This window comes from Parabacteroides caecihominis (genome assembly GCF_023656785.1).
Lineage (GTDB): Bacteria > Bacteroidota > Bacteroidia > Bacteroidales > Tannerellaceae > Parabacteroides > Parabacteroides segnis.
On sequence record NZ_JAMOKS010000014.1, the window covers coordinates 95,288 to 121,201 of the forward strand.

A 25,914-nucleotide genomic window follows, 5' to 3' on the forward strand; every position below is an offset into this window, starting at 1 on the left:
TTTTTGGAACCGACATAAGATAAAGTAAAGAAAAGTATAATCTTCTCAAAATTGGTTCATTTCAGATTCGATATTGGATTCCTTACAGTAAATTGTTGTTATTAGCAAAGGTGATTGCTTCATTGATGTTTTTCACATCCAGTTTCTGAAAGATATTCTTTTTATGAGATTTGACTGTATTTATATCTATATAAAGGAGATTGGCTATATTTTTATTGGAATATCCCTGGGCCGATAACCTCAATACCTCATTTTCCCGGATTGAAAGTTTGACTATTGATATCTCTTTCCATTTCTTGCTTTTGAAAGAATAGGAGTATTTACGAAGGTCATTTTTACTGTTAACAATAACATTCCCAATCGTTTTTTTCGAAGACAAACTGATCAGACATAGTGCCAACCATAAATCACCATTGGGAGTAAGGGAGATAGGTGTTGACTTATAATTGACCATGATTACTTTTGAGTCAGGTTGTATCATACGAAAATCGTAAGAAATAGAAAGTCCCGATCTTTCTTCAACAGGATATTGATAAAAAAGCTTGGAAGCCTTCTCCTTGATTTCAAATAACATTTCCAAATCTTCCGGAGGAACGATCTTTTTATAAAACGGGGGACCTGTTTGTTGTACTTCTTCTACCGAATGGTTACACAGGAACATTGGATTATCAGAAACATACAGATAGTTTTTCTTAAAATAATCAATAATGTAAACAACCTGGGTGTTAATTCTGGATAAAGCAGTCAGTACTTCTATGCCTGGAAGGATCTTTTGGTAACACAAATCATTTATCTCATCTCCGATTTGAAACCCCTTAAAGAAAGCGTCCTGACTGAAATTAGTATTGTTGTTCGGATAATTCATAACCTGTCTTTTGAAATTCTAAAAAACACCCTAAAGAGGGATAGGCAAAGATAATCTATTCATCTATTTTTATCCCCTGAAAATTGGTCATTAAGTAAATTTCATATTTAAACAGATATCACATTTGGTCTCCGGTCAGGAGTAACCGCAATTAAATACTAAAATGAAAAGAAGTCTTTTTATTATCTTATTACTCATTCCCCATTTTTTATATGCCCAAACAGGTATTAGCTGCGGATTGAACGTTTCGAAAAGAACTTTTAAGGATGCCAAAACCGTAACGGGACTATATGCCGGATTATATCACGATTTTAAAATAAGTCCCCGGTTTTATATTCAACCTCACCTTGCATTATCTATGGGAGGTGTAAAGATGTCGAAGGATAATATGGAAACAGTCATTAAATCAAATTACCTGGAATTACCCGTATATGCTTCGTTTAGATTTCCATTCAATAAAGAAGATAATTTTGTTGTTAATATCGGGCCATACGTCGCTCAAGGTTTATTCGGAAAGGCTAAAACGTATTCTGATGGCTGGTATGAGACAAATTCATACAATACATTTGATGAAATACCCTCATTGGATTATGGCATTGCAGGAGGGGTTGCCTATGTAAATAAAGGCAATTCAGCCTATTTCTTCATCGATTGGATGTATGGGTTAAAGGAGTTCTCTAATCCGGAAGAGGAAAATGATTTCGGAAAGGTTCTGCAGATCAGGGTAAGACTGGCTATTTCTTTGAATTTTGACTGGTTGTAATTTCTTCAGGAGGCTGTGGTTGCACGGCAACTATACTTGGTGAAGCGCGACCTTGCAGAGCGGATGATTGTGTCCGCTCTGGTATAATTGTGGCGATTCCGTACAACCGACACCATGTCGCTCCCGGATAATGCTACCCTTTTAAACTTTTATTTATTGTATCGATATAATCAAGTATTTCTTCCCGCCCGTCTTTTTTCTCGGAAGAGGATAATAGGATAGGGGGCAACTCTTCCCAACTTTCCAGTAGTTTTTCCTGATAGGCTTTCAGATTTTCTTGTAGACGGCCTTTGCTGATCTTATCTATCTTAGTGAAGATGATGGAGAAAGGAACACCGTTCTCACCCAGCCACTCCATAAACTCCAGGTCGATTTTCTGTGCTTCATGGCGGCAGTCGATTAAGACGAATAGATTAGTTAGCTGTTCACGTTCCAGGATATAATCTTCGATAATCCGCTGGATATTCTGTCTTCCTTCTTTTCCCCGTTGAGCAAACCCATATCCGGGTAGGTCGACCAAAAACCAGTTGTTATTGATAATAAAATGATTGATAAGCAATGTCTTTCCCGGCTTCTGAGAAGTCATTGCCAGACCTTTTTTGCCTGTCAGCATATTGATAAGGGAGGATTTGCCAACATTGCTTCGCCCGATAAAGGCATACTCCGGAAAGTTTCCTGCGGGGCATTTCTTTACGTCTGTGTTACTGATAACAAATTCTGCACTTTTGATTTCCATATTCTTAAACTTTTATTGTTTTGTGTTTGACAGAGGCCGCCCATAGCCCGAAGAATGTGATGGCTCCGTTGAGCATCAGCATTTCGTAACCGAAGGCATAGCCTGTATGTTGTTTCACCAGGTAATCCGTTGCGAAACAGATTAGCGGCGAGAGAATACATATATAAGGAACATATTTGTCACGCGGTTGTTTTTTGGTGAACAGGCCGAAGACAAATAATCCCAGCAAAGGACCGTAGGTATAAGAAGCAATCATATAGATTGCATCAATCACACTGCGGCTGTTTACGGCCTTAAAGATAAGGATTATTATGGCAAACAGAGCAGAGATAAGTAAATGAACCATCAATCGGGTGCGTTTAGCCTTGTTCGCTTCCTCCTTTTCAACTCCCAGAATATCGACGCAAAAAGAGGTGGTCAAAGCCGTTAATGCCGAATCGGCACTACTAAAAGCGGCTGCAATAATACCGATTGTAAAGAAAATTAGAATAGAATGCCCCAAGATTCCGGAAGTGCAGAACATTGGCAGAATATCATCGTTTAAGGCCGGCAGTTCGATATTCTTTTGAGATGCCAGGCTCAGCAATAATACACCTAATGCCAGGAACAGGAAATTTACCGGCGTGAAAGCAAAACCATAGGTGTACATATTCTTCTGTGCATCTTTCAGGCTTTTGCAGGACAAGTTCTTCTGCATCATATCCTGGTCGAGTCCGGTCATGACGATGGTGATAAAGATGCCGCTGAAAAACTGTTTCACGAAATGTTGTGTGCTGTGCCAGTCGTTGAATTCAAAGATACGAAAATGGGGATTCTCGGTCAGGGTCTGTACCATGCCTCCCATATCCAGGTCCATGGCATCTTTCACCTTCCAGATGATGACGACCAGCATGGCAACCAGGCAAAGTGCCTGAAGCGTGTCCGTCCAGATAATAGTCTTGATTCCACTCCGGTAGGTATATAGCCAAACCAGAAAAATACTGATGATAACAGTTACCCAAAAAGGAATATTCCAGGTACTGAAGACGTAATGCTGTAAAATCAGGACAACCAGATAAAGCCGTGCCGCTGCCCCGACAATCTTTGAAAGCAGGAAGAAAGAAGCGCCGGTTTTATAACTTCGCTTTCCAATCCGATCACCCAGATAGGAGTAGATAGAAGTCAGTTTCAATTTATAGTAAAGCGGTAACAGCACTTTGGCAATCAGTATATATCCGAAAAAGAATCCGAAAACCGTTTGCATATAAGTCATGTCTATGCTGCGGACCATCCCCGGAACTGAAACGAAGGTGACACCGGAAAGCGATGTCCCAATCATCCCGATAGAAACGATATACCACGGAGATTTACGGTTTCCCAGAAAGAAAGCATCATTACTTGTACTTTTCCTGCCTGTTATCCAGGCAATCAACAACAGTATGCCAAAGTAAATTGCAATTATAGAGAGGATGATATAGCTATTCATTCACCAGTATTTAATTAAGTAGAGCAGGGTATTTGGTCCCTGTCGAACGTTCGGATACAAAGATAACAACAATTTGCTAAAATGTAATATCATGTAAACTTCTTCTTCTTTCTGGCGGGACGTTAGAGGGAAAATAAGGGCGTTTGTGAACCGTATGTCAGGTTAGGTCTAATGAATTTTATCGGTGTTTTTCCCCTTTTTGTGGGTAAAATATCCTTATTAATCTATTTTGTTTGTCTTCTTGATTTATTCTTTATTCCTTTGTAATCAGTTAGAGCTCGTGAGAGTGAAGACAACCGGATTCCACTAGGAACCGGAAAGATAGGTAAACACAAAAAAAGGCCGCTATCGTGAGATTAGCGACCTTTTTAGATTAATACCTTTTCTCTATAAATGCTCCCCGGAAATAATGTTCCAGTATTTTTGTATAAGAATATCCTTTTTCGCCCATGACGGCTGCACCGATCTGGCAAAGTCCTACGCCATGCCCCCAGCCGGCACCCGTCAGTACGAAACGTTGGGGAATACGAACGCGTATATCTTCTTTGTCTACCACAAAGGCGGAACTGTACAGATGGGTTTCCGATAAAGTGCGCCGTATCTCCAGTTCCTTGCCGATAGTATAAATACGGCGGGTTCCCACAATCTGTAACTCTTCGATACGTCCGGAAGTTCCTCTTTTCAATGGAATCAGGTCTTGTATTTCGCCAAAGTCGATGCCGCTTTTGCGATGAATCAGTTCGGACAGTTCTTCTTGAGTGTAAGACACTTTCCAGCGATAGAAATTTATCGTTTCCTGATCATAGTTGTTCAAGACCTGGCTGAGTATCTTTTTATTTGTTGTGTTGCAAAATGCGTTAGGAGAATTACGTATCCACATTTCCGCTTCAATCGGGTCGGTCAGGTCGGGATAAGAAGTCTCTTTACTGTCCCGTACAACCGTCAGATAGGAGTGGGGTACCGGCTCCCAACAGTGTTCGAACTGTTCGGTCACGCCTCCGCAACATTTAGAGAAACGTGCGTCGCAGATGGATTCGCCATCGGTCAGTATCTCGCCGCGGGTTTCGTGGACCGCTTCCTGTACGATTGCGGTAGAAGCACGGGTAATGCCTTGGTAACGCTGGCAATGGTCGTCGGCACACACATCGAACATGGTATGATCTTCGCGGTCGTACCAACGGATTAATTGGTTATTGTCGCGATGGCAACTCTCATATTTTTCCGAAGCGTTACCCAGGCGGAAATTCTTTTCTATCTGCGCCAATAGCCAGCTGCGGGAGATTACGGCGTGTGCCTTCAGCAACTCTTTTGATGCTGTGGCACTCATTTCAGACGAAATCACGCTTGTCAGATATTCTTCAACGTCAATACTGTTGATTACAACAATCCCGTCATTTGTTGCCACCAGGTTCAGTGCTCCTTTGAAGCGTTGGTCTTCCTGGCGTTGCCAGTGGAAGTCTACTCCGATTGTCACAGCTTTCAGGTCGAACGATGATTGGGGCGAAGCCGGTTCAAAGAAAAGTTCCTTGTAGAGCTTGCCGTTATAGACGATATTTCCGTTTACAAACAATGCGCGTTGTTCTCCCGTCAGGAAGGAACTGCTCTCCGTATGGATATATTCTCCATTGAATACGAAAGAGAGAGCCTTCCCTGTCATAATTCCAACATTAACTAACGGTGCATCCATTCTTTATTTTATTCTTTTTTCGCGCTCAATGAACTTATCGCCAGATAAGCCATCAATGCAATATACATTACAACAGCCAGCGGTTCGGCAAAGTTTCCTTCCAACCATTTTTCATTCAGCAGGTTGATGCCACCGAAACGTAAAGCTGCGCTGATAACTCCCATCAAGGCACCACCTGCGATGAAACCGGATGCAAGTAATGTTCCTTTTTCCAAACGGGCCGTATTCAATGCCTGGTCTTTGCTGCGGCTTCCTACATACCAGCTGATGGCTCCACCGATCAGCAGCGGAGTGTTCAGTTCCATCGGGATAAACATACCCAGTGCGAATGCCAGTGCCGGAATTTTACAGAAGTTCAGAACGATAGCCAGTACGGCACCGATGCCATACAGCACCCAGGGTGCTCCCGAACCGCTCATCAGCGGTTCGATAACGGCTGCCATTGCATTAGCCTGCGGTGCGGCCAGCTGCCCGGTCGTAAATCCGTACGTCTGGTTCAGGATAAGGATTACACCGCCAACTGTTGCAGCAGAGACTAAGGTGCCGAGAAATTTCCATGTCTGCTGTTTAGCAGGCGTACTTCCCAGCCAGTAACCTATCTTCAAGTCGGTAATGAAACCGCCTGCCATGGAAAGTGCCGTACAGACAACACCTCCGATAATCAGGGCCGAAACCATACCGGCCGTTCCTTTCAGTCCGGCAGCCACCAGAATGATGGACGATAAGATTAATGTCATCAGCGTCATACCCGACACCGGATTTGTTCCTACAATAGCAATGGCATTTGCGGCAACAGTCGTGAACAGGAAGGCAATAATCCCGACAATCAACAACCCGATTAAGGCATAATACCAGTTATCCAATACTCCGAAATGGAAGAACAGATAAGTAACAATCAGCGTAGCAAAAATACCGATTGAGATAATCTTCATCGATAAGTCTTTTTGTGTGCGTACTGTGGCTGTGTCTGCTTCCGTATTTTTCCCTTTCAGTTCTTTAGCTGCCAGTCCGACGGCCCCGCGGATAATTCCCCATGAATTGATAATACCGATAACTCCGGCCGTTGCGATACCACCGATACCGATATGGCGGGCATAGGTCGTAAAGATTTGTTCGGCACTCATGCTTCCGACTGTTGCGGTAATAGCGTCATTACCGAATGTCAATACGTCTGCACCGAAGATGGCAGACATCAGCGGGATGATGACCAACCAGACAAGGAATGAACCGGCACAGATAATCATGGAATATTTCAATCCGATGATATAACCGAGTCCCAGTACAGCGGCACCTGTATTAACTTTCAGCACGACTTTCGCTTTGTCGGCCAGCATTTCACCAACTCCGACAATGCGCGTGCTGACAGTTTCGCTCCACCAACCGAAAGTGGCAATAATAAAATCGTATAAACCTCCGATCAAACCCGCCAGAATAAGCGGTTTCGCCTGGCTTCCGCCTTTCTCGCCCGAAACAAGCACTTGGGTGGTTGCCGTTGCTTCCGGGAACGGATATTTGCCATGCATATCCGAAACGAAATACTTCCGGAACGGGATTAACAGAAGAATGCCGAGTATGCCGCCCAGCAGCGAACTCATGAATACTTCAAAAAAGTTGATGGTAATTTCCGGATATTTGTCCTGAAGGATATACAGGGCAGGAAGAGTAAAAATCGCCCCGGCTACGATTACACCGCTACAGGCTCCGATAGATTGGATAATTACATTTTCTCCCAATGCATTTTTTCGTTTGAAACCGCTCGACAGTCCGACGGCAATGATGGCAATCGGGATAGCTGCTTCAAACACCTGTCCGACCTTCAATCCCAGATAGGCGGCAGCCGCGCTGAATATGACAGCCATGACAAGTCCCCAGAATACAGACCAGGGAGTTACTTCCCTGTATTGTTTTTGAGGTGACATAATCGGGTTAAATACTTCTCCTTCTTTGAGTTCTCTGTAGGCATTTTCGGGTAGCCCGCTTACCTTTTCTTCATCTTCCTTTTTCACTGTGAGTATTATTTTTAGTTAGATTTAATCCCAAATGTGTTTTTCTGTATCTATAGCGTTACAAAACTACGTTATTTTTTTTATTGAACAAATGATTAAGGCTGGAAGAATGACAGACAGGGATATTTAGTGAAACAAAATCCCCACCTTTTTGACATAGGTGGGGAAAACGCCCCATATGTGTGGGGAATAATACCCATGCATGTGGGGGAAAAGTCCCATTCGAGTGGGGAAAAAACTTTACTGTAGCGGAGTTGTCGCTCTTTTGTGCAGGCTTCTTAGTTCGAAAGAAAGCATTACACGGAAGATACCGATGATAAGAAGTGCATAAGCAATCATATAAACAAGGGTGAATACGCCCAATCCCGGTTGCCAGATGATAGCGATGCTACAGATGATTGCCAGGATACCGAAGGCCATATACCAACCCCAGTTTCCGGTTCCGAACCGTTTCAGGTCCATGGCATAGCCTGTGGAAGAGAAGCCTCTGAACATTAGCCAGAACGCCAGGATAAACGGCAGTACGGTCATGCTCAGTCCCGGACTGGCCATGAGGTAAATACCCAGTATCAGGTCGATAATACCGCCTGCCAGATACCAACCCCAGCTCGAAATGTGCTTCCGGTTCGACACGGCAAAAAGGATTTCGAGCGTACCGCTTACGAACATGGCGACGCTGAATAGAAGGCTTAAAGCCACATAACTTGCCATCGGTGTGAACATCAGGCATATTGCGATCAGGATATATAATAATCCCAGTAAAAGTGAAACCCACCAGTTCTTTACAGCGGAACTGATTCTTTCGTCAAATGTATTCATATCAAGTTACCTTTAAAAATTATTTCTACTGTAACAAACCGTAAGAAAGAAAGGTTTCACGATTAAGTAAATTAAGGGTGCCGATTGTATTTCCTCCATGCCTTCAAAATGAAATATTTTATATACATTTGCCCCGTATTAAGTAAAATTAAAAGTCTGTTTTATGAAAGGAATTGTACTGGCCGGAGGTTCCGGAACCCGTTTGTATCCAATAACCAAAGGAGTATCCAAGCAATTGTTGCCTATTTATGATAAACCGATGATCTATTATCCTGTGTCTGTATTGATGCTTGCCGGGATAAGGGAGATCCTGATCATTTCTACCCCGCAGGACTTACCCGGGTTCCGGCGGTTGCTGGGAGACGGTTCGGATTATGGCGTGCATTTTGAATATGCCGAACAACCTTCGCCCGATGGTTTGGCACAGGCTTTTATCATAGGGGATAAATTCATTGGTAATGATTCGGTTTGCCTTGTGTTAGGCGACAATATCTTTTACGGACAGAGCTTTACGGCTATGTTAAAAGAGGCCGTTAACAATGTGGAGAACGAACAAAAAGCAACCGTCTTCGGTTACTACGTAAACGATCCGGAACGCTATGGCGTTGCTGAATTTGACAAGGACGGAAACGTGCTGAGCATTGAAGAAAAGCCGAAGAACCCCAAGTCGAATTACGCTGTTGTCGGACTCTATTTTTATCCGAATAAAGTGGTCGAAGTGGCAAAACAAATCAAGCCGTCGGCACGCGGAGAACTGGAGATCACAACCGTAAACCAGGAGTTCCTGAAAGACGGAGAGTTGAAAGTTCAGTTATTAGGACGCGGTTTTGCCTGGCTCGATACCGGTACGCACGATTCGCTTTCGGAGGCTTCTACATTTGTGGAGGTGATTGAAAAACGACAGGGACTGAAAGTGGCTTGTCTGGAAGAAATCGCTTACAGGAAAGGTTGGATCGATGACGAGAAACTGAAAGAAGCAGCTACTCCGATGATAAAGAACCAGTACGGCCAATATTTATTGAAGTTGATAAAGGAATGAATAAAGACAGTAAAATATTTGTAGCCGGTCATCGTGGCCTGGTCGGTTCTGCTATCCTGAAGAACTTGCAGCAGAAAGGATACACAAACTTTGTTTTGCGTACCCATACAGAACTGGACTTGACCAATCAGTGTGCGGTAAATGAATTCTTTGCGACGGAAAAACCGGAGTATGTCTTTTTAGCTGCTGCCCATGTTGGCGGTATTATGGCAAACAGCCGGTATCGTGCGGATTTCATTTACATAAATCTGATGATCCAGAATAATGTGATCCATGCTTCCTATATTAATAATGTAAAGAAATTACTGTTTTTAGGCAGCACCTGTATTTATCCGGGCGAAGCGCCGCAGCCGATGCCCGAAGATTGCCTGCTCACTTCTCCGTTGGAATATACTAATGAACCCTATGCCATCGCAAAGATTGCCGGTATAAAGATGTGTGAAAGTTATAACCTGCAATACGGAACGAACTATATCGCAGTGATGCCCACTAATTTGTATGGGCCGAACGATAATTTCAATCTGGAGACTTCGCATGTGCTTCCGGCGATGATCCGTAAGATTCATCTGGGCAAATGCCTTCATACCGATAATTGGGAGGCTTTGCGCAAAGATTTGAATGCACGTCCTGTAGAAGGAGTGACCGGGAATGCAACGGATAATGACATCCTGGCTATTTTAGCTAAATACGGTATTTATCCGGGAAAAGTGCAGCTGTGGGGAACCGGAAAACCACTCCGTGAATTCCTTTGGAGTGAAGAAATGGCAGATGCTTCTGTTTATATTATGGAACACATCGATTTCCCGAATGTGCGTCCGGAGGGAAATGAAGTGCGCAACACACATATAAATATAGGTACGGGAAAAGAGTTATCTATAAAAGAAGTTGCTACGCTGATTCAGGAAAAGATCGGTTTCGATGGCGAACTGGCTTTTGATGCTTCCAAACCCGATGGGACATTACGCAAACTGACAGATGTAAGTAAGCTGCACGCTTTGGGATGGCATCATAAAATAGAGGTTGCCGAAGGTGTGGAACTTTTATACAACTGGTATTTAGACAAACAATAATAAATTCGTATAAATGAGTAAAGTAGCTTTAATAACAGGTATCACAGGACAGGATGGCGCTTATCTGGCAGAATATCTTGTAAAAAAAGGATATACGGTGCATGGCATCAAACGTCGTTCATCCATGTTCAACACAGACCGTATCGATCATCTTTATCAGGACCCTCATGTGGAGAATCGGAACCTGATCCTTCATTATGGCGACCTGACCGACAGCCTGAACCTTACCCGTATCATCGGTGAAGTGCAGCCTGACGAAATATATAACCTGGCAGCTATGAGCCATGTGAAAGTAAGTTTCGATACTCCTGAATATACGGCGAATGCCGATGGTCTGGGTGTGTTGCGTATCCTTGAAGCGGTGCGTCTGCTGAACCTGATCCCTAAAACCCGTATTTACCAGGCTTCTACATCCGAATTATATGGATTGGTTCAGGAAGTGCCTCAAAAGGAAACGACACCTTTTTATCCCCGAAGCCCGTATGCTGTTGCTAAATTATATGGTTATTGGATTACGGTAAACTATCGTGAAGCCTATAAAATGCATGCTTCCAACGGTATTCTGTTTAATCATGAATCGCCGCTTCGCGGAGAAACTTTTGTTACCCGTAAAGTAACTCGTGCCGTTTCGCGTATTGCTTTGGGTATGCAGGAAAAAGTTTATATGGGAAATTTATCTTCCAAACGTGACTGGGGACATGCTAAGGATTATGTCCGTGCCATGTATGCAATTCTTCAGCAGGATGAACCCTCTGATTATGTTATTGCTACCGGGATAACGACGACTATTCGTGATTTTATCAGTAAAGCATTTAAAGAAATAGGAGTAGAAGTCATTTTTAAAGGCGAAAATGTTAATGAGGTCGCAGTATTAAACTATATTGACGAAAAAATGTTTATAGAGAAAGTAGGTGAGGCTTATCTCGAAAAGTTTAAAGAACGGATAGGTGAAGAGGTGGTTGGTATTGACCCTCAGTACTTCCGTCCGACCGAGGTTGACTTACTTATCGGGGATGCTACGAAGGCCCGTACCCGTTTGGGTTGGGAGCCGAAATACACCCTCGATGCTCTTATTCAGGATATGATGCAGAATGATATTAAGCTGATGAAAAAAGAGTCCTACCTGAAAGAAGGTGGATATAAGATTCTGAATTATTTTGAATAAATTAAGAACAAAACATAGATTTATTTTGTTTTAGTTAAAAAAAGAGTTAATTTTGCTCTAAATTTGAGCGTTATTTAAGGTAATTGATTGTTTAATTAAAAAGTTGATGAATATGAAGACTAAAGTATTACTTTTAGCTTTATTGTCAGGTTTTGTTTTCTCTGTGTCAGCACAGGAATTTAAACCACAAGTTGGTTTTAGTACTGAAAAAGGTTATAAGACAAATTTCAAGAAAAACAAAGCTGGCGATAATTGGTTTATTTCTGTTGCCGGTGGTGCAAGTATGTTATTGGGTGACCAGAATAATAAAGCAGATTTTGGTAACCGTCTGAATTTTGCACCTCAGTTCTCATTTGGTAAGTGGTTCAATCCGTATTTGGCTTTCCGTACTCAGTTGAACGGCGGTATCCTTCACGGATTTGTAGGTGACAACGCAGAGATCATGCAGCACAACAAATATGCAGCTGCTCATGTAGACTTGTTATGGGATGTTACCAATTTCTGGGGAGTTTATAATGAAAAAAGAGTATTCCGTTTGATTCCTTGGGTCGGTTTCGGTTATGCACAGCGTTTCGAAAATCAGGGATATGCTAGAACAGAATCTCCTACATTGAATGCTGGTATCCTTACAGCTTTCCGTTTGAGCAAACGTGTTGATTTGAACGTGGAAGTTCAGGGTTCTTTGCTGAACGAACAGTTCAACCGTGTTAACATGTTCCACCTGACAGACGGTATCGCTCAGCTGAGCGCTGGTTTGACATTCAAACTGGGTAAAACTGATTTTGAAGTATTGGAACCGATGGATTACGCTTTGTTGAACGACCTGAACAATCAGATCAACTCTTTGCGTGCTGCTAACGATGAACTGAGCAAACGTCCGGAATCTTGTCCTGAATGCGAAGAAGTTGTAACTAATGTTGTAAACAACTATGTTGACAATGTAGTATACTTCCGTCTGAATAGTTCTAAAATCGATAAGAACCAGCAGATCAGTATTTACAACACTGCTGAATTCATGAAGTCCAACAATGCTCCTATCAAGGTTATCGGTTATGCTGATAAGAACACAGGTACTTCTAAATACAACATGGGTCTTTCTGAAAAACGTGCTAAAGCCGTTGCTAAAGAATTGATCGACAAATACGGTATCAACTCTAACCAGATTACTATCGAATGGAGAGGTTCTGACGAACAGCCGTACAGCGAAAACAACTGGAACCGTGTTGTTATCATGTCTGCTAATAATTAATTTATTTTTAATTATATCTGAAAAAGGCTGCACATTCTATTGTGCGGCCTTTTTTTTGCACAGAATATTCATTACTTTTGTGGAATTTTAGAACACAGTTATGGAATTCGACAAAAAACATGGTTACCTTATCCAGTGGCTGATAGGAATGGGAGATTTAGTTGTATTAAATCTATTGTTCTTCGCTGTCTATTATGGATTGGGGGAATTTTATACAAAAGCTATATCCTATAGCTTGAGAGAGGTTGTTCTCTTATTGAATTTCTGTTATTTCTTTGCCCTTTATTTTGTTCCCATGCAATTGCATGTGGCTGTTGTTTTTATTGACAAGATTGTACAGCGTGCCTTTGCGTTGGTTTCTATATTTGTCTTTCTGTTTGCTACTTGTCTTATCTTTCTGAATATAGGGGATGCCCTGGCTACATTTCTGCTGGTTTATTATGCTGTAACGGTTATAATTTTTGCTCTTTGGAGAGTGTTTGTTCGCGTTACACTAAAGATGTACCGTAGAAAAGGACATAATTTTAAAAGAATTATTATTGTAGGAGCAGGTAAGAACGGTATGGAATTGTATCGGGTTATGAAGGATGATCTTTCCTATGGATTTAGTATCATGGGGTTTTTTGATGATAATCTGTCTTTGCAAAGTGTGTTGCCGAATTACCTGGGTATGACGCATGAAGTGGAGAAGTATGTATTAGCTAATGATATAGACGAAATCTATTGTACTTTGCCTGGAACGCAGGACGAGAAAATATTGCGGATAATGAATTTTGCTGAAAAGCATATGATCCGTTTCTATATTGTTCCGGAGTTTTACAGGAATATAAAGAAGAGTCTTGTTATGGAAATAATGGAGTCTATTCCATTATTGGCAGTTCGCCGTGAACCTTTGCAGGCTGCTTACAACCGGGCATTAAAGAGAACTTTTGATATTCTTTTTTCTTTGGGTGTTTTACTGACCATTTATCCGATACTTTATATTGTTATAGGAATATTGATAAAAGCAACATCTCCGGGTCCCATTTTTTTCAAGCAAAAGCGTACCGGTTTGTACGGGCAGGAATTTGAGTGTTATAAATTCCGGACAATGCGGGTCAATGCAGATGCTGATAAATTGCAGGCAGCGAAAGATGATCCGCGTAAAACCCGTATCGGAGATTTTCTTCGGCGTACGAATCTGGATGAGTTCCCTCAATTTATCAATGTATTAAGAGGGGAGATGTCGGTAGTGGGCCCTCGTCCTCATATGTTGAAACACACTGAGCAATATTCGGCTCTTATCGATAAATATATGGTGCGCCATCTGGTAAAACCCGGAGTGACGGGATGGGCGCAGGTAACCGGTTATCGGGGAGAAACCAAGACGCTCGAACAGATGGAAGGACGTGTGAAACGGGATGTATGGTACATCGAGAACTGGTCGTTCTTCCTGGACCTGAAGATTATCGTGGTGACGATTCTGAACATGTCTAAAGGTGAAAAGAATGCCTATTAAACTTATAAATTGCACACTTTTTGTGTATTTGTGTAATACAAATGCATATTTGTGCTATCTTTGCAGCCGATGGGAAGGATACTAGCAATTGATTATGGCCGGAAACGGACCGGGTTAGCAGCTACAGACACTTTGCAGATGATTGCAAACGGTCTGACAACGGTGCCGAGTGGAGAATTGGTCTCCTGGTTATCTGCTTATGTGGCAAAAGAACCGGTCGATTTATTCGTGGTTGGCTTGCCGAAGCAGATGAATAACGAGCCTTCGGAAAACATGAAGTATGTAGAGGCTTTCGTGACGCATCTGAAACGGACCATTCCGGATATTCCGGTTGAATATTATGATGAGCGTTTCACGTCTGTCCTGGCGCACAAGGCAATGCTCGACGGAGGTTTGAAGAAGAAAAAAAGACAGGATAAAGGCCTGGTGGATGAGATCAGTGCAGTTATTATCCTTCAATCATATTTAGAAAATAAAAAATATCAGTTATAGTTTATGATTTTACCAGTATACTTATACGGTCAGCCTGTGTTAAGAAAAGAGGCTGAAGATGTACCCAGGGATTATCCGGAATTAAAGCAGTTAGTAGCTAATATGTTCGATACGATGTACAATGCCGATGGAGTAGGTTTGGCCGCTCCCCAGGTTGGGTTGTCGATTCGTTTGCTTGTGATCGATGCTGATGTGATGGGAGATGATTTCCCTGAATGTAAGGGATTCAAGCGTGCGATGATTAATCCGGATATCGTTGAAAGCAGTGAAGAAGAGATTTCTATGGAAGAAGGCTGTCTGAGCCTTCCTGGCGTACATGAGAAAGTGTCCCGTGCCAGCAAAATTCGGGTGAAATATTTTGATGAAAACTGGGAGGAACATGACGAGGTGGTAGATGGTTTTGCTGCCCGTGTGGTACAGCACGAATGCGAGCATCTGGAAGGTCACGTGTTCATCGACAATGTTTCGGCTATCCGTCGCCAGTTGAATAAAGGAAAACTAAATAGTATTATTAAAGGGACTGCTCGTTGTTCATACAGAGCAAAAGCTGTCGGTAAATAATAAAAATCTATTAAATAATATGACAGATTTAAGTAAAAACATTCAGGCCCTCAGGGAGAAGAAAGCCGTCGTTGAGATGGGTGGAGGCGAGGCTGCTATCGAAAAGCAGATCGCAATGGGTAAACTTACTGCCCGTGATCGTATTCTTTCCTTGCTGGACAAGAACTCTTTTCATGAGTACGATTTGTTTGTAAAGCACGATGGCCGTGACTTCGGAATGGATAAGAAAGATTTTCCGGGTGATGGTGTAGTTACAGGTACAGGTACTATTTTCGGTGCTCCGGTATGTATCTACGCACAGGACTTTACTGTAGCCGGTGGTTCATTAGGTTTGCAACATGCTCGTAAGATCACCAAGATCATGGATCATGCATTGAAGATGAAATGTCCGATTATCGGTATCAATGACTCAGGTGGTGCACGTATTCAGGAAGGTGTTGGTGCTTTGGCCGGATATGGTGAAATATTTTATAGAAATACAATCGCATCAGGCGTTATCCCTCAGATCTCATTGATCCTGGGCCCGTGTGCCGGTGGTGCCGTTTATTCACCTGCTTTGACAGACTTCGTATTTGTGGTTGAAAATATCTCCAAGATGTTTATCACCGGTCCGAATGTGATCAAGACTGTTTTGGGTGAAGACATCTCCATGGAAGACTTGGGTGGTGCCCGTGTTCATGCGGAAACAACAGGTAATGCTCATTTCTATGCCTTGAGCGAACAGGAATGTTTCGAACAGGTTAAACGTCTGGTCAGCTTTATTCCCTGGAATAATACAGATCATGCTAAACCAGTTGAAGCGAAAGAACCGTCGGCTATGCTTAATATTGAACAGGTTGTTCCTTCCGATCCGAAGCAGCCGTACGATGTGCGCGATGTTGTTAAATGTATTGTCGATGATTCTGACTTCTTGGAGGTGCAGGAATTGTGGGCAGCCAATATCGTAGTAGGTTTTGGGCGTATGGGGGGCGAAACTGTAGGTTTCGTTGCCAACCAGCCGATGGTGTTGGCCGGTGTACTCGATTGCGACAGTGCCGACAAAGCTGCCCGTTTCATTCGTTTCTGCGACTCATTCAATATTCCTATTATTACATTGGAAGACATGCCGGGTTATCTGCCGGGCGTAGATCAGGAACATGCCGGTGTGATCCGTCACGGGGCAAAAGTTTTATATGCTTATTCGGAAGCAACTGTGCCTAAGATCACAGTGATTCTGCGTAAAGCTTATGGTGGTGGTTACATTGCGATGAACTCACGTCACCTGGGTGCCGACTTTATGTTTGCATGGCCGAGTGCAGAGATTGCCGTTATGGGACCGGAAGGTGCAGCTAACATTATTTTCCGTAAGGAAATCATGGAAGCTGAAGACCAGAATGCAATGCGTCAGGAAAAAGTGAAAGAGTATATCGAGAAGTTCGCTAATCCTTATGTGGCAGCTTCGAAAGGATTTATCGATTCTGTTATCGAGCCGAAAGAAACACGTGCGTTGTTGCTTCACGCTCTGAAACTTTCTGTTTTGAAAGAGGAATACAGACCGGCTAAAAAGCACGGAATCCCTCCGTTCTAATTAAATCCGTACATATACTTTTTGAAAATATGGAAAATAAAGAAAACGAATATGTAGATTTTGTAGTTACCGCCCGTAAATACAAAACGCTGCTGACAGAGAAATATAAGAACCGTAAGATGTGGCATAAGCCCTTCGTCGGTGATGTGATTTCGACTCTTCCGGGAACTGTCGTGAAGATTTATGTGGAAAAAGGGCAGGAAGTTGAAGCCGGCCAGTTGCTCCTCATTCATCAGGCGATGAAGATGTACAATCGGATCGTCGCTCCGGTATCTGGAGTGATTACTGAGTTGGACGTTACCGAAGGAGATAAGATCGCAAAAGATCATTTGATGGTAAAAATACAGCCGAAGTAAAATTTGGTTATTTCATAGTACGTGCGAAAAGGTTGTGCCAGTAGTGTTTATACACTGGTGCAACCTTTTTATTTGATACATTTTACACTCAATTTAAGTTTTTTGGCTTGATTACGGTTTGTTGAGGATTATTTTTGCTGCGAACCGTTTTAACATTCACATGAATTGCTTATTTTTGTTCGCTGAATAAAGAGGGGTGTCAAAAGTCTGTTGAAACCTTTTGGCATGCCTCTTTTTAACACTTAAGGCAATCTGATGAAAAAAATATTCCTCTTTTTGATGTTTGTAGCATGTTCGTTGGCGATGTCAGCGCAGATCAATACGGATCGTGTTCTGGCTATCGGACGTAATGCCTTGTATTTTGAAGATTACGTATTGTCGATACAATATTTCAATCAAGTCATTAAAGCAAAACCCTGGATCGCGGAACCCTATTTCTACCGCGCTGTTGCCAAGATCAATCTGGACGACTACAAGGGAGCGGAAGAAGACTGTACATTATGTCTCCAGCGGAATCCATTTCTGGTCCAGGCCTATTATGCCCGCGGTATTGCTCGTCAGAGCCAGGAAAAATATGCCGAAGCAATTGCCGATTACGACAAAGGTCTTGAATTTAAACCCGAGGATCGCCAGATGCTTGTCAATAAAGCCGTAGCCAATATCCAACGGAAAGACTATGATGATGCCGAAAAGACATTCGATGTGCTGATGAAAGCGCATCCTAAGTATTCGATGAATTATCTGACCCGCGGTGCTATGTATACCGAGAAAGGCGACACGGTAAAAGCGCTTGCCGACTATAATAAGGCTATTGAAATGGACCCTTATTATGCTCCGTCCTATGGTAACCGTGCGATCCTGCTTTATCAAACTAATAATCTGAAAGGTGCTTTGGCGGATCTGAACGAGGCTATCCGCCTGAATACCCGTGAAAGTGGCTATTATATCAATCGTGGTCTGGTACGTTACCAGATGAATGACCTCCGTGGTGCGATGGATGATTACGATCAGGTAATCGGTATGGATAAAAATAATCTGATTGCCCGCTTTAACCGGGGACTGCTTCGTTATCAGGTAGGCGATAACAACCGTGCTATCGAAGACTTCGATGTGGTGATCCAGCAAGAACCGGATAACTATATGGCTTATTATAACCGTGCTCTCCTGCGTTTTGAAACAGGAGATTACCGTGGTTCCGTTCAGGACTTCGATGTTGTTTTAGGTCAATATCCGAATTTTACTCCGGGTTATTACAGCCGTTCCGAAGCAAAGCGTAAAATGAATGATCAGGTAGGTGCCGATCGCGACTACTGGACCGCTATTGAAATGGAAAACAATTCCAAGAAGGACCGCCAGTCCGCGCAGGGTGGAAATGCCATGGCCTCTACTAATACGACTGGACAGGATAGTAATGCATCTTCTTCGGATGACAAAGGTGAAAATACACGTGAGAAATCAGATAAAAACATCAGTAAATTCAATCGCCTGGTGGTGTATGACAAGGAAGAGGAACGCAGGAATAAATACCAGAGTGATGTCCGTGGACGTGTGCAGGATCGTAATGTCCGCGTAGATATCGAACCTCAGTTTGTCCTGACTTATTACGAAAAGATTGATCCGATCAAGAAAATTGTTTATTACGACAAGACGATCGAAGAATATAATGCCCGTATGGTTTTATCGCGCAAACTGCGTATAACCAATGAAGAGGCTGCCCTTACGGAAGATCAGATTTCGGTCCACTTTGCTTCGATCAATGATTATTCTGCGAAGATAGAAGCCCGGCCGGGAAATGCGGATGCGTGGTTTGGCCGTGCTGTAGATTATATGCTTGTGCAAGACTTTACGGAAGCTATCAAAGATTTCAATAAGGTTATTGAACTTGATCCGACCTATACGATGGCTTATTTCAACCGTGCAGTGGTACGTTACAAACAATTGGTTTATGATATGTCCCAGACTACTACAACCGATGACTTGTCAGCCTCTATGGGTAGTATGAACTTTAAGATGGGGCAGAGTCCGACACAGCCGAAAGCTCCTTCTGATCCTAGATCGGCCGAAGTGAAGGATAAAAGGAAGGCTTACGAGCATGAGTTGATTACACGTGATTATGATATGGTTATCCGTTTGAACCCCGGATTTGTGTATGCCTATTTCAATCGTGGAAACCTGCGTTGTGTGCAGCGTGACTTCCGTGCGGCCATACAGGATTATGATGAGGCGATCAAACGTGACCCTGATTTTGCAGAGGCTTATTTTAACCGCGGACTGGCTCATCTCTCCCTGGGTGATGCCAATCAAGGTATTGCGGACCTGAGTAAGGCTGGTGAATTAGGTATTATCAATGCCTACAGTATCATCAAACGTATGACAAGCAATTGATCTGAATAAGCTTTTTAGGTTCAAAACAGACATGTTTCCCAACAAAACATGTCTGTTTTGGGTTTAAAGCATATATCTTTTGACCTAAAAAGATCATTTTACGAAAAAGAATGCTAAATTTGCATGCTAATTAAAGAATTATAGAGAACAGATTATGATAAAGATTACATTTCCGGATGATTCCGTAAGAGAATACGCCGAAGGAACAAGTGCTATGCAGATCGCAGAAAGCATCAGTTCCCGTTTGGCTCAGGAAGTTTTGGCCGCAAGTGTGAACGGAGAAACATGGGACCTGTCTCGTCCAATTATGCAGGATTCAACTGTGAAGCTGCTGAAGTGGGATGATGAAGAAGGTAAACATGCTTTCTGGCACTCAAGTGCTCACCTGATGGCTGAAGCACTGCAGGAACTTTATCCTGGCATCAAGTTCGGTATCGGTCCGGCTATCGAGAATGGATTCTACTATGACGTAGATCCGGGTGAAGCTACAATCAAAGAAGGTGATTTCGCAGCAATCGAAGCAAAGATGCTGGAACTGGTAGCTAAAAAAGAAGAAATCAAACGTCAGGACATTACCAAGGCAGATGCCATGAAAATGTTCGGTGACAGAGGTGAAGAATATAAAACTGAGTTGATCAGTGAACTGGAAGACGGTACGATCACAACCTATACACAAGGCTCTTTCACAGATTTGTGTCGTGGTCCGCATTTACCTAACACATCTTACCTGAAAGCTGTAAAGATTCTGAGCGTGGCCGGTGCTTACTGGCGTGGTGATGAAAAACGCAAACAGCTGGTTCGTCTGTATGGTATCACTTTCCCGAAAAAGAAAATGTTGGATGAATATCTGGCATTATTGGAAGAAGCCAAAAAACGTGACCACCGTAAGATCGGTAAGGAACTGGAGTTATTCACATTCTCTACCGCAGTAGGAGCAGGTCTTCCTTTGTGGTTGCCCCGTGGTACTCAGTTGCGTTTGAAACTGGAAGATTTCCTGAAACGTATCCAGAAGAAATACGGTTACCAGCAGGTAATGACTCCGCATATCGGAGGCAAACAACTGTATGTAACGTCAGGCCACTATGCAAAATACGGTAAGGATTCATTCCAGCCGATCCATACTCCGCAGGAAGGCGAAGAATTCCTGTTGAAACCGATGAACTGTCCTCACCATTGTGAGATATTTAAAGCATTTCCGCGTTCATACAAAGACCTGCCTTTGCGTTTCGCAGAGTTCGGTACGGTTTACCGTTATGAACAGAGCGGTGAGTTGCACGGTTTGACGAGAGTACGTGGCTTTACGCAGGATGACGCCCACCTGTTCTGTCGTCCGGATCAGTTGAAGGATGAATTCCTGAAAGTAATGGATATTATCTTTATCATCTTTAAAGCGCTCGATTTCGAAAACTTCGAAGCCCAGATTTCTTTGCGTGATAAAGTAAACAGAGAAAAATATATCGGTTCGGAAGAGAACTGGGAAAAAGCTGAAACCGCTATCATCGAAGCCTGTCAGGAAAAAGGTCTGAAAGCGAAGATCGAATATGGTGAAGCAGCTTTCTATGGTCCGAAACTCGACTTTATGGTGAAAGATGCTATCGGTCGCCGCTGGCAGCTGGGAACTATCCAAGTAGACTATAACCTGCCGGAACGTTTTGAACTGGAATATACAGGTGAAGATAACAAAAAACACCGTCCGGTAATGATCCACCGTGCACCGTTTGGCTCAATGGAACGTTTCGTTGCCGTGCTGATCGAACATACAGGAGGTAAATTCCCGTTGTGGCTGACTCCGGATCAGGTATGTATCATGCCTATCAGTGAGAAGTTCAATGAATATGCATGGGACATCGCCCGTCAGCTGGAAGAACAGGACATTCGTGTTCTGGTAGATGACAGAAATGAAAAAATCGGTCGTAAGATTCGTGACAATGAATTGAAACGTATTCCTTATATGCTCATCGTCGGAGAAAAAGAAGCAGAAAATAATGAAGTTTCTGTAAGAAAACAGGGCGAAGGTGATAAAGGTTCGATGAAAATTGCTACCTTTGCAGCGCTTTTGAACGATGAAGTAGAGGACATGATGAATCGTTGGCAAAATAAAAACAAGTAAATAACTAATAACGAGGAGAATAAATCTTTTTGAATGAAGAATGACAATCTGAAAGAACAGTACAGAATCAACGAACGTATTCGTGTTCGTGAAGTTCGTTTAGTAGGTGACAATGTAGAACAAGGTGTATTTCCTACATCTCAGGCATTAAAAATGGCTGAAGATCAGGGATTGGACCTGGTAGAAATTTCACCCAATGCTGCGCCCCCCGTTTGTAAAATAACCGATTATCAGAAATTCCTCTATCAGCAGAAAAAGCGACAGAAAGAGCAAAAAGCGAAGTCTGTGAAGGTTGTTGTGAAGGAGATTCGTTTCGGACCTCAGACAGATGATCATGATTATAACTTCAAACTGAAGCATGCTAAAGGATTTCTGGAAGAAGGCTCTAAAGTGAAAGCTTATGTGTTCTTTAAAGGACGTTCCATTCTTTTCAAAGAGCAGGGTGAAGTTTTATTGCTTCGTTTTGCTAATGATTTGGAAGACTACGGTAAAGTAGAACAGCTACCGGTTTTGGAAGGTAAACGTATGATCATCATGCTGACACCTAAAAAAGCAGGGGCACCGGCTACAGCAGCTGCTCCGAAACCTGCATCTGCAGGATCTGGACCGGCAAAGCCTGTGGTTAAGAAAGTGATAACTTTGAAGCCGAGGACGGAATCTGACGCTGAAGAAAATAAAGAATAAAAAACGCCCGTAGAGGGTGTCAAGTTTAATAATTAAAACAAAATTGGAAAATGCCTAAGATGAAGACTAATTCCGGTGCCAAAAAGAGGTTCGCCCTTACCGGAACAGGAAAAATCAAAAGAAAACACGCTTTTAAAAGTCACATTTTGACTAAGAAGACTAAAAAAGCTAAGAGAAACCTTACTCACACTGGCCTTGTTGCTACTGTTGATGTAAGCAGTGTTAAGCTAATGCTTGGCATGAAGTAATCTTCTTAAATTAAGCGAGTTTTACAAAGATTTTTATTAACCGAATGTATTTAGCAAGTAAGATCATCATAAAGGATGACGCTAACATTCAAAACAGATTAGAATTATGCCTAGATCAGTAAATCATGTTGCTTCAAGAGCAAAAAGAAAACGGATTTTAAAACTTACCAGAGGTTATTATGGTGCACGTAAGAATGTGTGGACCGTAGCAAAGAATACCTGGGAAAAAGGTTTGACTTATGCATTCCGTGACCGTCGTAACAAGAAACGTAACTTCCGCGCATTGTGGATCCAGCGTATCAACGCTGCCGCTCGCCTGGAAGGTATGTCTTACTCTCGTTTGATGGGAGCTTTGCATGCTGCAGGAATTGAAATCAACCGTAAGGTGTTGGCCGACCTGGCTATGAACCATCCGGAAGCTTTCAAAGCTATCGTTGCAAAAGTAAAGTAAATTGATATATAAATGTCAATAGGAGAAGGGTTCCGGTTTCGGGACCCTTTTTTTGTTTGCTTTTTACAATTCATACCTTCTGAAACACTGAGACTTCACTTTTTTATTCATTATTTAAGGGGAAATTGTTGACATTTTGTTTGGAAGATTCAAAGGCTTTACATATCTTTGTGATAAGAAAAATGAGTTAGCCGCACTTGTTCGATTGGGAAACTCATCAGTTTATTTTAATTCCGAGACAACGCTCTTGTCGCTAATGGCGGGCCGCACCCTTCGGGGCATGCATCGCACAGCGGATTACAAAGGTGGCAAAGCACTCAAATCCTGTCATACGGAGTTTGTTCATATCTAGGGTGCGGCTTTCTTCTCATATAAAGGGAAAATCTCTTACGGGATTTTCCCTTTTTCTTTGTATATTTACCGCACCAAGAATAAATACACAAAAACTGATTATTATGTTACTGCCAAAACAATCGCGCATAGCGATGACGGGTGTTACTGTAGTATGCTCTTTGCTTCTTGTTGCCTGCTCTCCGAAAGAGACCGTGCAACTGAATGTAATCCCGCTGCCTGCACAGGTTAGTGCTTCAGGAGGCTTTTTGAAAGTCGACAGTGCTGCTGTTTTTTCTACGGCAAAGCCTGCAAATGTCCGCTTTACCGTGGATGAGTCAATAGGTGGAAATCCGGAAGGATACCAGCTTGTAGTGAATGAAAAGGGTATCGACCTGAAAGCGGCCACCGAGACAGGTCTGTTCTATGGCGAACAGACACTCCGTCAGCTGTTTTCTCCCCAGGGAATCCCTTATGTCACCATACAGGATGAGCCTCGGTTCAAGTACCGAGGGATGCACCTGGATGTGTCGCGTCATTTCTTTCCCAAAGAAGAAGTATTCAAGTTGCTGGACGTGATGTCCTTTTATAAGCTGAATAATCTGCATCTTCACCTGACGGATGCAGGAGGATGGCGTATCCAGATGGATAAATATCCTAAACTGACTACGGATGCCGCTTTCCGTACCGAATCCGACTGGCGGAAGTGGTGGGATGGAAAAGACCGCAAATATCTTTCTGAAGGAACTCCGGGAGCCTATGGCGGTTATTATACCAAAGACGATATACGTGCGATCGTTGCCTATGCAGCCTCTAAACATATTAATGTATTGCCGGAAATCGAATTTCCCGGTCATTCGGAAGAGGTCCTGTTTGCTTATCCGGAGTTAAGTTGTTCCGGTCAGCCTTATAAGAACGGAGATTTCTGTATCGGTAATCCGAAATCATTTACCTTTATGGAAGACGTACTGGATGAAGTGATCGAACTTTTTCCATCCGAGTATATCCATATAGGAGGGGACGAAGCCGGTAAAGCTGCCTGGAAAACCTGTCCTAAATGTCAGGCGCTCATGAAAAAGAATGGCATGAAAAGCGTGGATGAACTGCAAAGTTATATGATACATAAGGCAGAGGAACATCTGATCTCTAAAGGCCGTAAGCTGATCGGCTGGGATGAGATACTGGAAGGTGGTCTTGCTCCGGAGGCTACCGTTATGTCCTGGCGTGGTGAAAGTGGTGGTATCAAGTCTGCCCGTATGGGACATGACGTGGTGATGACACCGGGTAATTATATGTATTTTGACTTCTACCAGGCAGATCCTAAAACACAGCCTTATGCTATCGGCGGATATACTCCGATCAAGAAAGTGTATAGTTATAATCCGATTCCGGTCGACTCCCTGACTGCCGAAGAAAGTAAACACATCATGGGAGTACAGGCTAATACCTGGACAGAATATATCCAGGATGAACAACATCTGGAATATATGATGTATCCCCGTGCCCTGGCCTTGGCAGAGATTGCCTGGTCGCCTCAGGAAAAGCGCGAATGGAATGACTTCAAACCCCGTATGAATGCTCATATCTCAAAATTACAGCAGATGGGCATCAATACATTTACTCTTTCCGACGAACTGGAAGTAACGATGAAGGTCGATACGGTCAACAAACAGATTGAAGTCTACCTGGATGCCGAAAAGTATCCGGCAGAAATCCGTTATACGACGGACGGTACTGTCCCGACAGCCTCCTCCACAGTTTACGACGGGATGATTCTGGTGAAGGATTCAGCTTATGTTAAAGCTGCCATTTTCAGTAATGGCCAGTTGCAGGGAACCCCGACCGAGAAGAAAGTCGATTACCACCGCGCTATCAACAAGCCTATACATTATAATAGTAAGTTGTACCTCGGTTATATGGCAGGCGGTATGAATGCGCTGCTCGATGGCTATCGGGGAGGACTGACCTATCTGGATGGTCGTTGGCAGGGCTACCTGAACGATCTTGACTGTGTGATCGATATGGAAGAAGTTACCGATATTCACAAAGTATCCGCCCGTTTCATGCAACTGATCGGGCCGGGAGTTTTCCAACCGGCTACAGTCGAGTTATTGACATCCGAAGATGGAACGAATTTCACTTCACAGGGAATTATCCCGACCACCATCTCCAATAAAGATCCCGAACTTTCTTTCCAGGAATATCTCTTCCAGGGAGACTGGAAAGCCCGCTATGTCCGTCTGAAAGCTGATGAAGCGAATAAGGGATTCATCTTTGTGGAGGAAATCGTCGTATGGTAAAGAGGATGATGAGCCAATGTGGTAAATATGCCAATGTGCCAATTCTAAGAATTAATGCATATGTATAC

22 protein-coding genes are annotated in these 25,914 nt (G+C 42.9%); 16 read left to right on the forward strand and 6 right to left on the reverse strand.

Annotation, left to right across the window (positions count from 1 at the left end):
- Window positions 1-82: 82 nt before the first annotated feature.
- Complete coding sequence (locus NBH14_RS13420) at window positions 83-865, reverse strand: response regulator transcription factor (RefSeq protein WP_186959660.1); 783 nt, start codon at window positions 863-865, stop codon at window positions 83-85.
- 163 nt (window positions 866-1,028) lie between these two features.
- Between NBH14_RS13420 and NBH14_RS13425 the strand changes: the two genes are divergently transcribed.
- Window positions 1,029-1,628, forward strand: coding sequence for a porin family protein (locus tag NBH14_RS13425; RefSeq protein WP_186959659.1), 600 nt, complete (start codon window positions 1,029-1,031; stop codon window positions 1,626-1,628).
- Between the two features lie 133 nt (window positions 1,629-1,761).
- On the opposite strand, the gene yihA is transcribed toward NBH14_RS13425, so the two are convergent.
- The 5 genes from yihA to NBH14_RS13450 form a co-directional block, all read right to left on the reverse strand.
- On the reverse strand, window positions 1,762-2,364 hold the full coding sequence (gene yihA, locus NBH14_RS13430; RefSeq protein ID WP_186959658.1) for a ribosome biogenesis GTP-binding protein YihA/YsxC: 603 nt from the start codon (window positions 2,362-2,364) through the stop codon (window positions 1,762-1,764).
- A gap of 4 nt (window positions 2,365-2,368) precedes the next feature.
- On the reverse strand, window positions 2,369-3,829 hold the full coding sequence (locus NBH14_RS13435) for a sodium:solute symporter (protein ID WP_186959657.1): 1,461 nt from the start codon (window positions 3,827-3,829) through the stop codon (window positions 2,369-2,371).
- Between the two features lie 373 nt (window positions 3,830-4,202).
- A complete protein-coding gene (locus NBH14_RS13440) occupies window positions 4,203-5,516 on the reverse strand; it encodes a SpoIID/LytB domain-containing protein (protein WP_186959656.1) in 1,314 nt (437 codons plus the stop codon).
- Window positions 5,517-5,524: 8 nt separating this feature from the next.
- Entirely contained in the window at window positions 5,525-7,522 is a 1,998-nt protein-coding gene (locus NBH14_RS13445; RefSeq protein ID WP_186959655.1) for an OPT family oligopeptide transporter, read from the reverse strand.
- Between the two features lie 240 nt (window positions 7,523-7,762).
- A complete protein-coding gene (locus tag NBH14_RS13450; RefSeq protein ID WP_128133459.1) occupies window positions 7,763-8,341 on the reverse strand; it encodes an HdeD family acid-resistance protein in 579 nt (192 codons plus the stop codon).
- Between the two features lie 163 nt (window positions 8,342-8,504).
- On the opposite strand from NBH14_RS13450, the gene rfbA reads away from it, so the two are divergent.
- From rfbA to NBH14_RS13525, 15 genes are all read left to right on the forward strand, one after another.
- Window positions 8,505-9,380, forward strand: a complete 876-nt coding sequence (gene rfbA / locus NBH14_RS13455) for a glucose-1-phosphate thymidylyltransferase RfbA (protein WP_186959654.1) — start codon at window positions 8,505-8,507, stop codon at window positions 9,378-9,380.
- Window positions 9,377-10,450: a GDP-L-fucose synthase family protein gene (locus NBH14_RS13460; RefSeq protein ID WP_186959653.1), complete on the forward strand. Its 1,074-nt coding sequence runs from the start codon at window positions 9,377-9,379 to the stop codon at window positions 10,448-10,450. The genes rfbA and NBH14_RS13460 overlap by 4 nt, the downstream gene beginning before the upstream one ends.
- 13 nt (window positions 10,451-10,463) lie before the next feature.
- The gene (gene gmd, locus NBH14_RS13465; protein ID WP_128133457.1) at window positions 10,464-11,615 is read left to right on the forward strand and encodes a GDP-mannose 4,6-dehydratase; all 1,152 of its coding nucleotides are present in this window, start codon (window positions 10,464-10,466) and stop codon (window positions 11,613-11,615) included.
- 112 nt (window positions 11,616-11,727) lie between these two features.
- Window positions 11,728-12,864 carry an OmpA family protein gene (locus NBH14_RS13470; protein ID WP_186959652.1) on the forward strand — a complete coding sequence of 379 codons (1,137 nt, stop codon included), beginning with the start codon at window positions 11,728-11,730 and terminating at the stop codon, window positions 12,862-12,864.
- Window positions 12,865-12,964: 100 nt separating this feature from the next.
- Window positions 12,965-14,362, forward strand: coding sequence for an undecaprenyl-phosphate glucose phosphotransferase (locus NBH14_RS13475; protein WP_186959651.1), 1,398 nt, complete (start codon window positions 12,965-12,967; stop codon window positions 14,360-14,362).
- 69 nt (window positions 14,363-14,431) lie between these two features.
- On the forward strand, window positions 14,432-14,854 hold the full coding sequence (gene ruvX / locus NBH14_RS13480; RefSeq protein WP_186959650.1) for a Holliday junction resolvase RuvX: 423 nt from the start codon (window positions 14,432-14,434) through the stop codon (window positions 14,852-14,854).
- 3 nt (window positions 14,855-14,857) lie between these two features.
- A complete protein-coding gene (def, locus tag NBH14_RS13485; RefSeq protein WP_186959649.1) occupies window positions 14,858-15,415 on the forward strand; it encodes a peptide deformylase in 558 nt (185 codons plus the stop codon).
- Window positions 15,416-15,434: 19 nt separating this feature from the next.
- Window positions 15,435-16,982: an acyl-CoA carboxylase subunit beta gene (locus NBH14_RS13490; protein WP_186959648.1), complete on the forward strand. Its 1,548-nt coding sequence runs from the start codon at window positions 15,435-15,437 to the stop codon at window positions 16,980-16,982.
- Between the two features lie 29 nt (window positions 16,983-17,011).
- A complete protein-coding gene (locus tag NBH14_RS13495) occupies window positions 17,012-17,338 on the forward strand; it encodes an acyl-CoA carboxylase biotin carboxyl carrier protein subunit (RefSeq protein ID WP_007657087.1) in 327 nt (108 codons plus the stop codon).
- Between the two features lie 255 nt (window positions 17,339-17,593).
- Window positions 17,594-19,723 (forward strand): tetratricopeptide repeat protein, encoded by a 2,130-nt coding sequence (locus NBH14_RS13500; RefSeq protein ID WP_186959647.1) that lies wholly within the window; start codon window positions 17,594-17,596, stop codon window positions 19,721-19,723.
- 154 nt (window positions 19,724-19,877) lie between these two features.
- Complete coding sequence (gene thrS, locus NBH14_RS13505; protein ID WP_186959646.1) at window positions 19,878-21,833, forward strand: threonine--tRNA ligase; 1,956 nt, start codon at window positions 19,878-19,880, stop codon at window positions 21,831-21,833.
- Between the two features lie 33 nt (window positions 21,834-21,866).
- Window positions 21,867-22,517 carry a translation initiation factor IF-3 gene (gene infC / locus NBH14_RS13510; RefSeq protein ID WP_128133451.1) on the forward strand — a complete coding sequence of 217 codons (651 nt, stop codon included), beginning with the start codon at window positions 21,867-21,869 and terminating at the stop codon, window positions 22,515-22,517.
- Window positions 22,518-22,567: 50 nt separating this feature from the next.
- Window positions 22,568-22,765: a 50S ribosomal protein L35 gene (gene rpmI / locus NBH14_RS13515; protein WP_128133450.1), complete on the forward strand. Its 198-nt coding sequence runs from the start codon at window positions 22,568-22,570 to the stop codon at window positions 22,763-22,765.
- Window positions 22,766-22,871: 106 nt separating this feature from the next.
- Window positions 22,872-23,216, forward strand: coding sequence for a 50S ribosomal protein L20 (gene rplT, locus NBH14_RS13520; RefSeq protein ID WP_005635321.1), 345 nt, complete (start codon window positions 22,872-22,874; stop codon window positions 23,214-23,216).
- 455 nt (window positions 23,217-23,671) lie between these two features.
- On the forward strand, window positions 23,672-25,846 hold the full coding sequence (locus NBH14_RS13525; RefSeq protein WP_186959645.1) for a beta-N-acetylhexosaminidase: 2,175 nt from the start codon (window positions 23,672-23,674) through the stop codon (window positions 25,844-25,846).
- The last annotated feature ends 68 nt before the right edge of the window (window positions 25,847-25,914 follow it).

What these genes read in the sequence shown, in the direction of transcription:
- NBH14_RS13420 (WP_186959660.1), bottom strand. Translation starts at nt 865, where the DNA reads ATGAATTATCCGAACAACAATACTAATTTCAGTCAGGACGCTTTCTTT.
- NBH14_RS13425 (WP_186959659.1), top strand. Translation starts at nt 1,029, where the DNA reads ATGAAAAGAAGTCTTTTTATTATCTTATTACTCATTCCCCATTTTTTA.
- yihA (WP_186959658.1), bottom strand. Translation starts at nt 2,364, where the DNA reads ATGGAAATCAAAAGTGCAGAATTTGTTATCAGTAACACAGACGTAAAG.
- NBH14_RS13435 (WP_186959657.1), bottom strand. Translation starts at nt 3,829, where the DNA reads ATGAATAGCTATATCATCCTCTCTATAATTGCAATTTACTTTGGCATA.
- NBH14_RS13440 (WP_186959656.1), bottom strand. Translation starts at nt 5,516, where the DNA reads ATGGATGCACCGTTAGTTAATGTTGGAATTATGACAGGGAAGGCTCTC.
- NBH14_RS13450 (WP_128133459.1), bottom strand. Translation starts at nt 8,341, where the DNA reads ATGAATACATTTGACGAAAGAATCAGTTCCGCTGTAAAGAACTGGTGG.
- rfbA (WP_186959654.1), top strand. Translation starts at nt 8,505, where the DNA reads ATGAAAGGAATTGTACTGGCCGGAGGTTCCGGAACCCGTTTGTATCCA.
- NBH14_RS13460 (WP_186959653.1), top strand. Translation starts at nt 9,377, where the DNA reads ATGAATAAAGACAGTAAAATATTTGTAGCCGGTCATCGTGGCCTGGTC.
- gmd (WP_128133457.1), top strand. Translation starts at nt 10,464, where the DNA reads ATGAGTAAAGTAGCTTTAATAACAGGTATCACAGGACAGGATGGCGCT.
- NBH14_RS13470 (WP_186959652.1), top strand. Translation starts at nt 11,728, where the DNA reads ATGAAGACTAAAGTATTACTTTTAGCTTTATTGTCAGGTTTTGTTTTC.
- NBH14_RS13475 (WP_186959651.1), top strand. Translation starts at nt 12,965, where the DNA reads ATGGAATTCGACAAAAAACATGGTTACCTTATCCAGTGGCTGATAGGA.
- ruvX (WP_186959650.1), top strand. Translation starts at nt 14,432, where the DNA reads ATGGGAAGGATACTAGCAATTGATTATGGCCGGAAACGGACCGGGTTA.
- def (WP_186959649.1), top strand. Translation starts at nt 14,858, where the DNA reads ATGATTTTACCAGTATACTTATACGGTCAGCCTGTGTTAAGAAAAGAG.
- NBH14_RS13490 (WP_186959648.1), top strand. Translation starts at nt 15,435, where the DNA reads ATGACAGATTTAAGTAAAAACATTCAGGCCCTCAGGGAGAAGAAAGCC.
- NBH14_RS13495 (WP_007657087.1), top strand. Translation starts at nt 17,012, where the DNA reads ATGGAAAATAAAGAAAACGAATATGTAGATTTTGTAGTTACCGCCCGT.
- NBH14_RS13500 (WP_186959647.1), top strand. Translation starts at nt 17,594, where the DNA reads ATGAAAAAAATATTCCTCTTTTTGATGTTTGTAGCATGTTCGTTGGCG.
- thrS (WP_186959646.1), top strand. Translation starts at nt 19,878, where the DNA reads ATGATAAAGATTACATTTCCGGATGATTCCGTAAGAGAATACGCCGAA.
- infC (WP_128133451.1), top strand. Translation starts at nt 21,867, where the DNA reads ATGAAGAATGACAATCTGAAAGAACAGTACAGAATCAACGAACGTATT.
- rpmI (WP_128133450.1), top strand. Translation starts at nt 22,568, where the DNA reads ATGCCTAAGATGAAGACTAATTCCGGTGCCAAAAAGAGGTTCGCCCTT.
- rplT (WP_005635321.1), top strand. Translation starts at nt 22,872, where the DNA reads ATGCCTAGATCAGTAAATCATGTTGCTTCAAGAGCAAAAAGAAAACGG.
- NBH14_RS13525 (WP_186959645.1), top strand. Translation starts at nt 23,672, where the DNA reads ATGTTACTGCCAAAACAATCGCGCATAGCGATGACGGGTGTTACTGTA.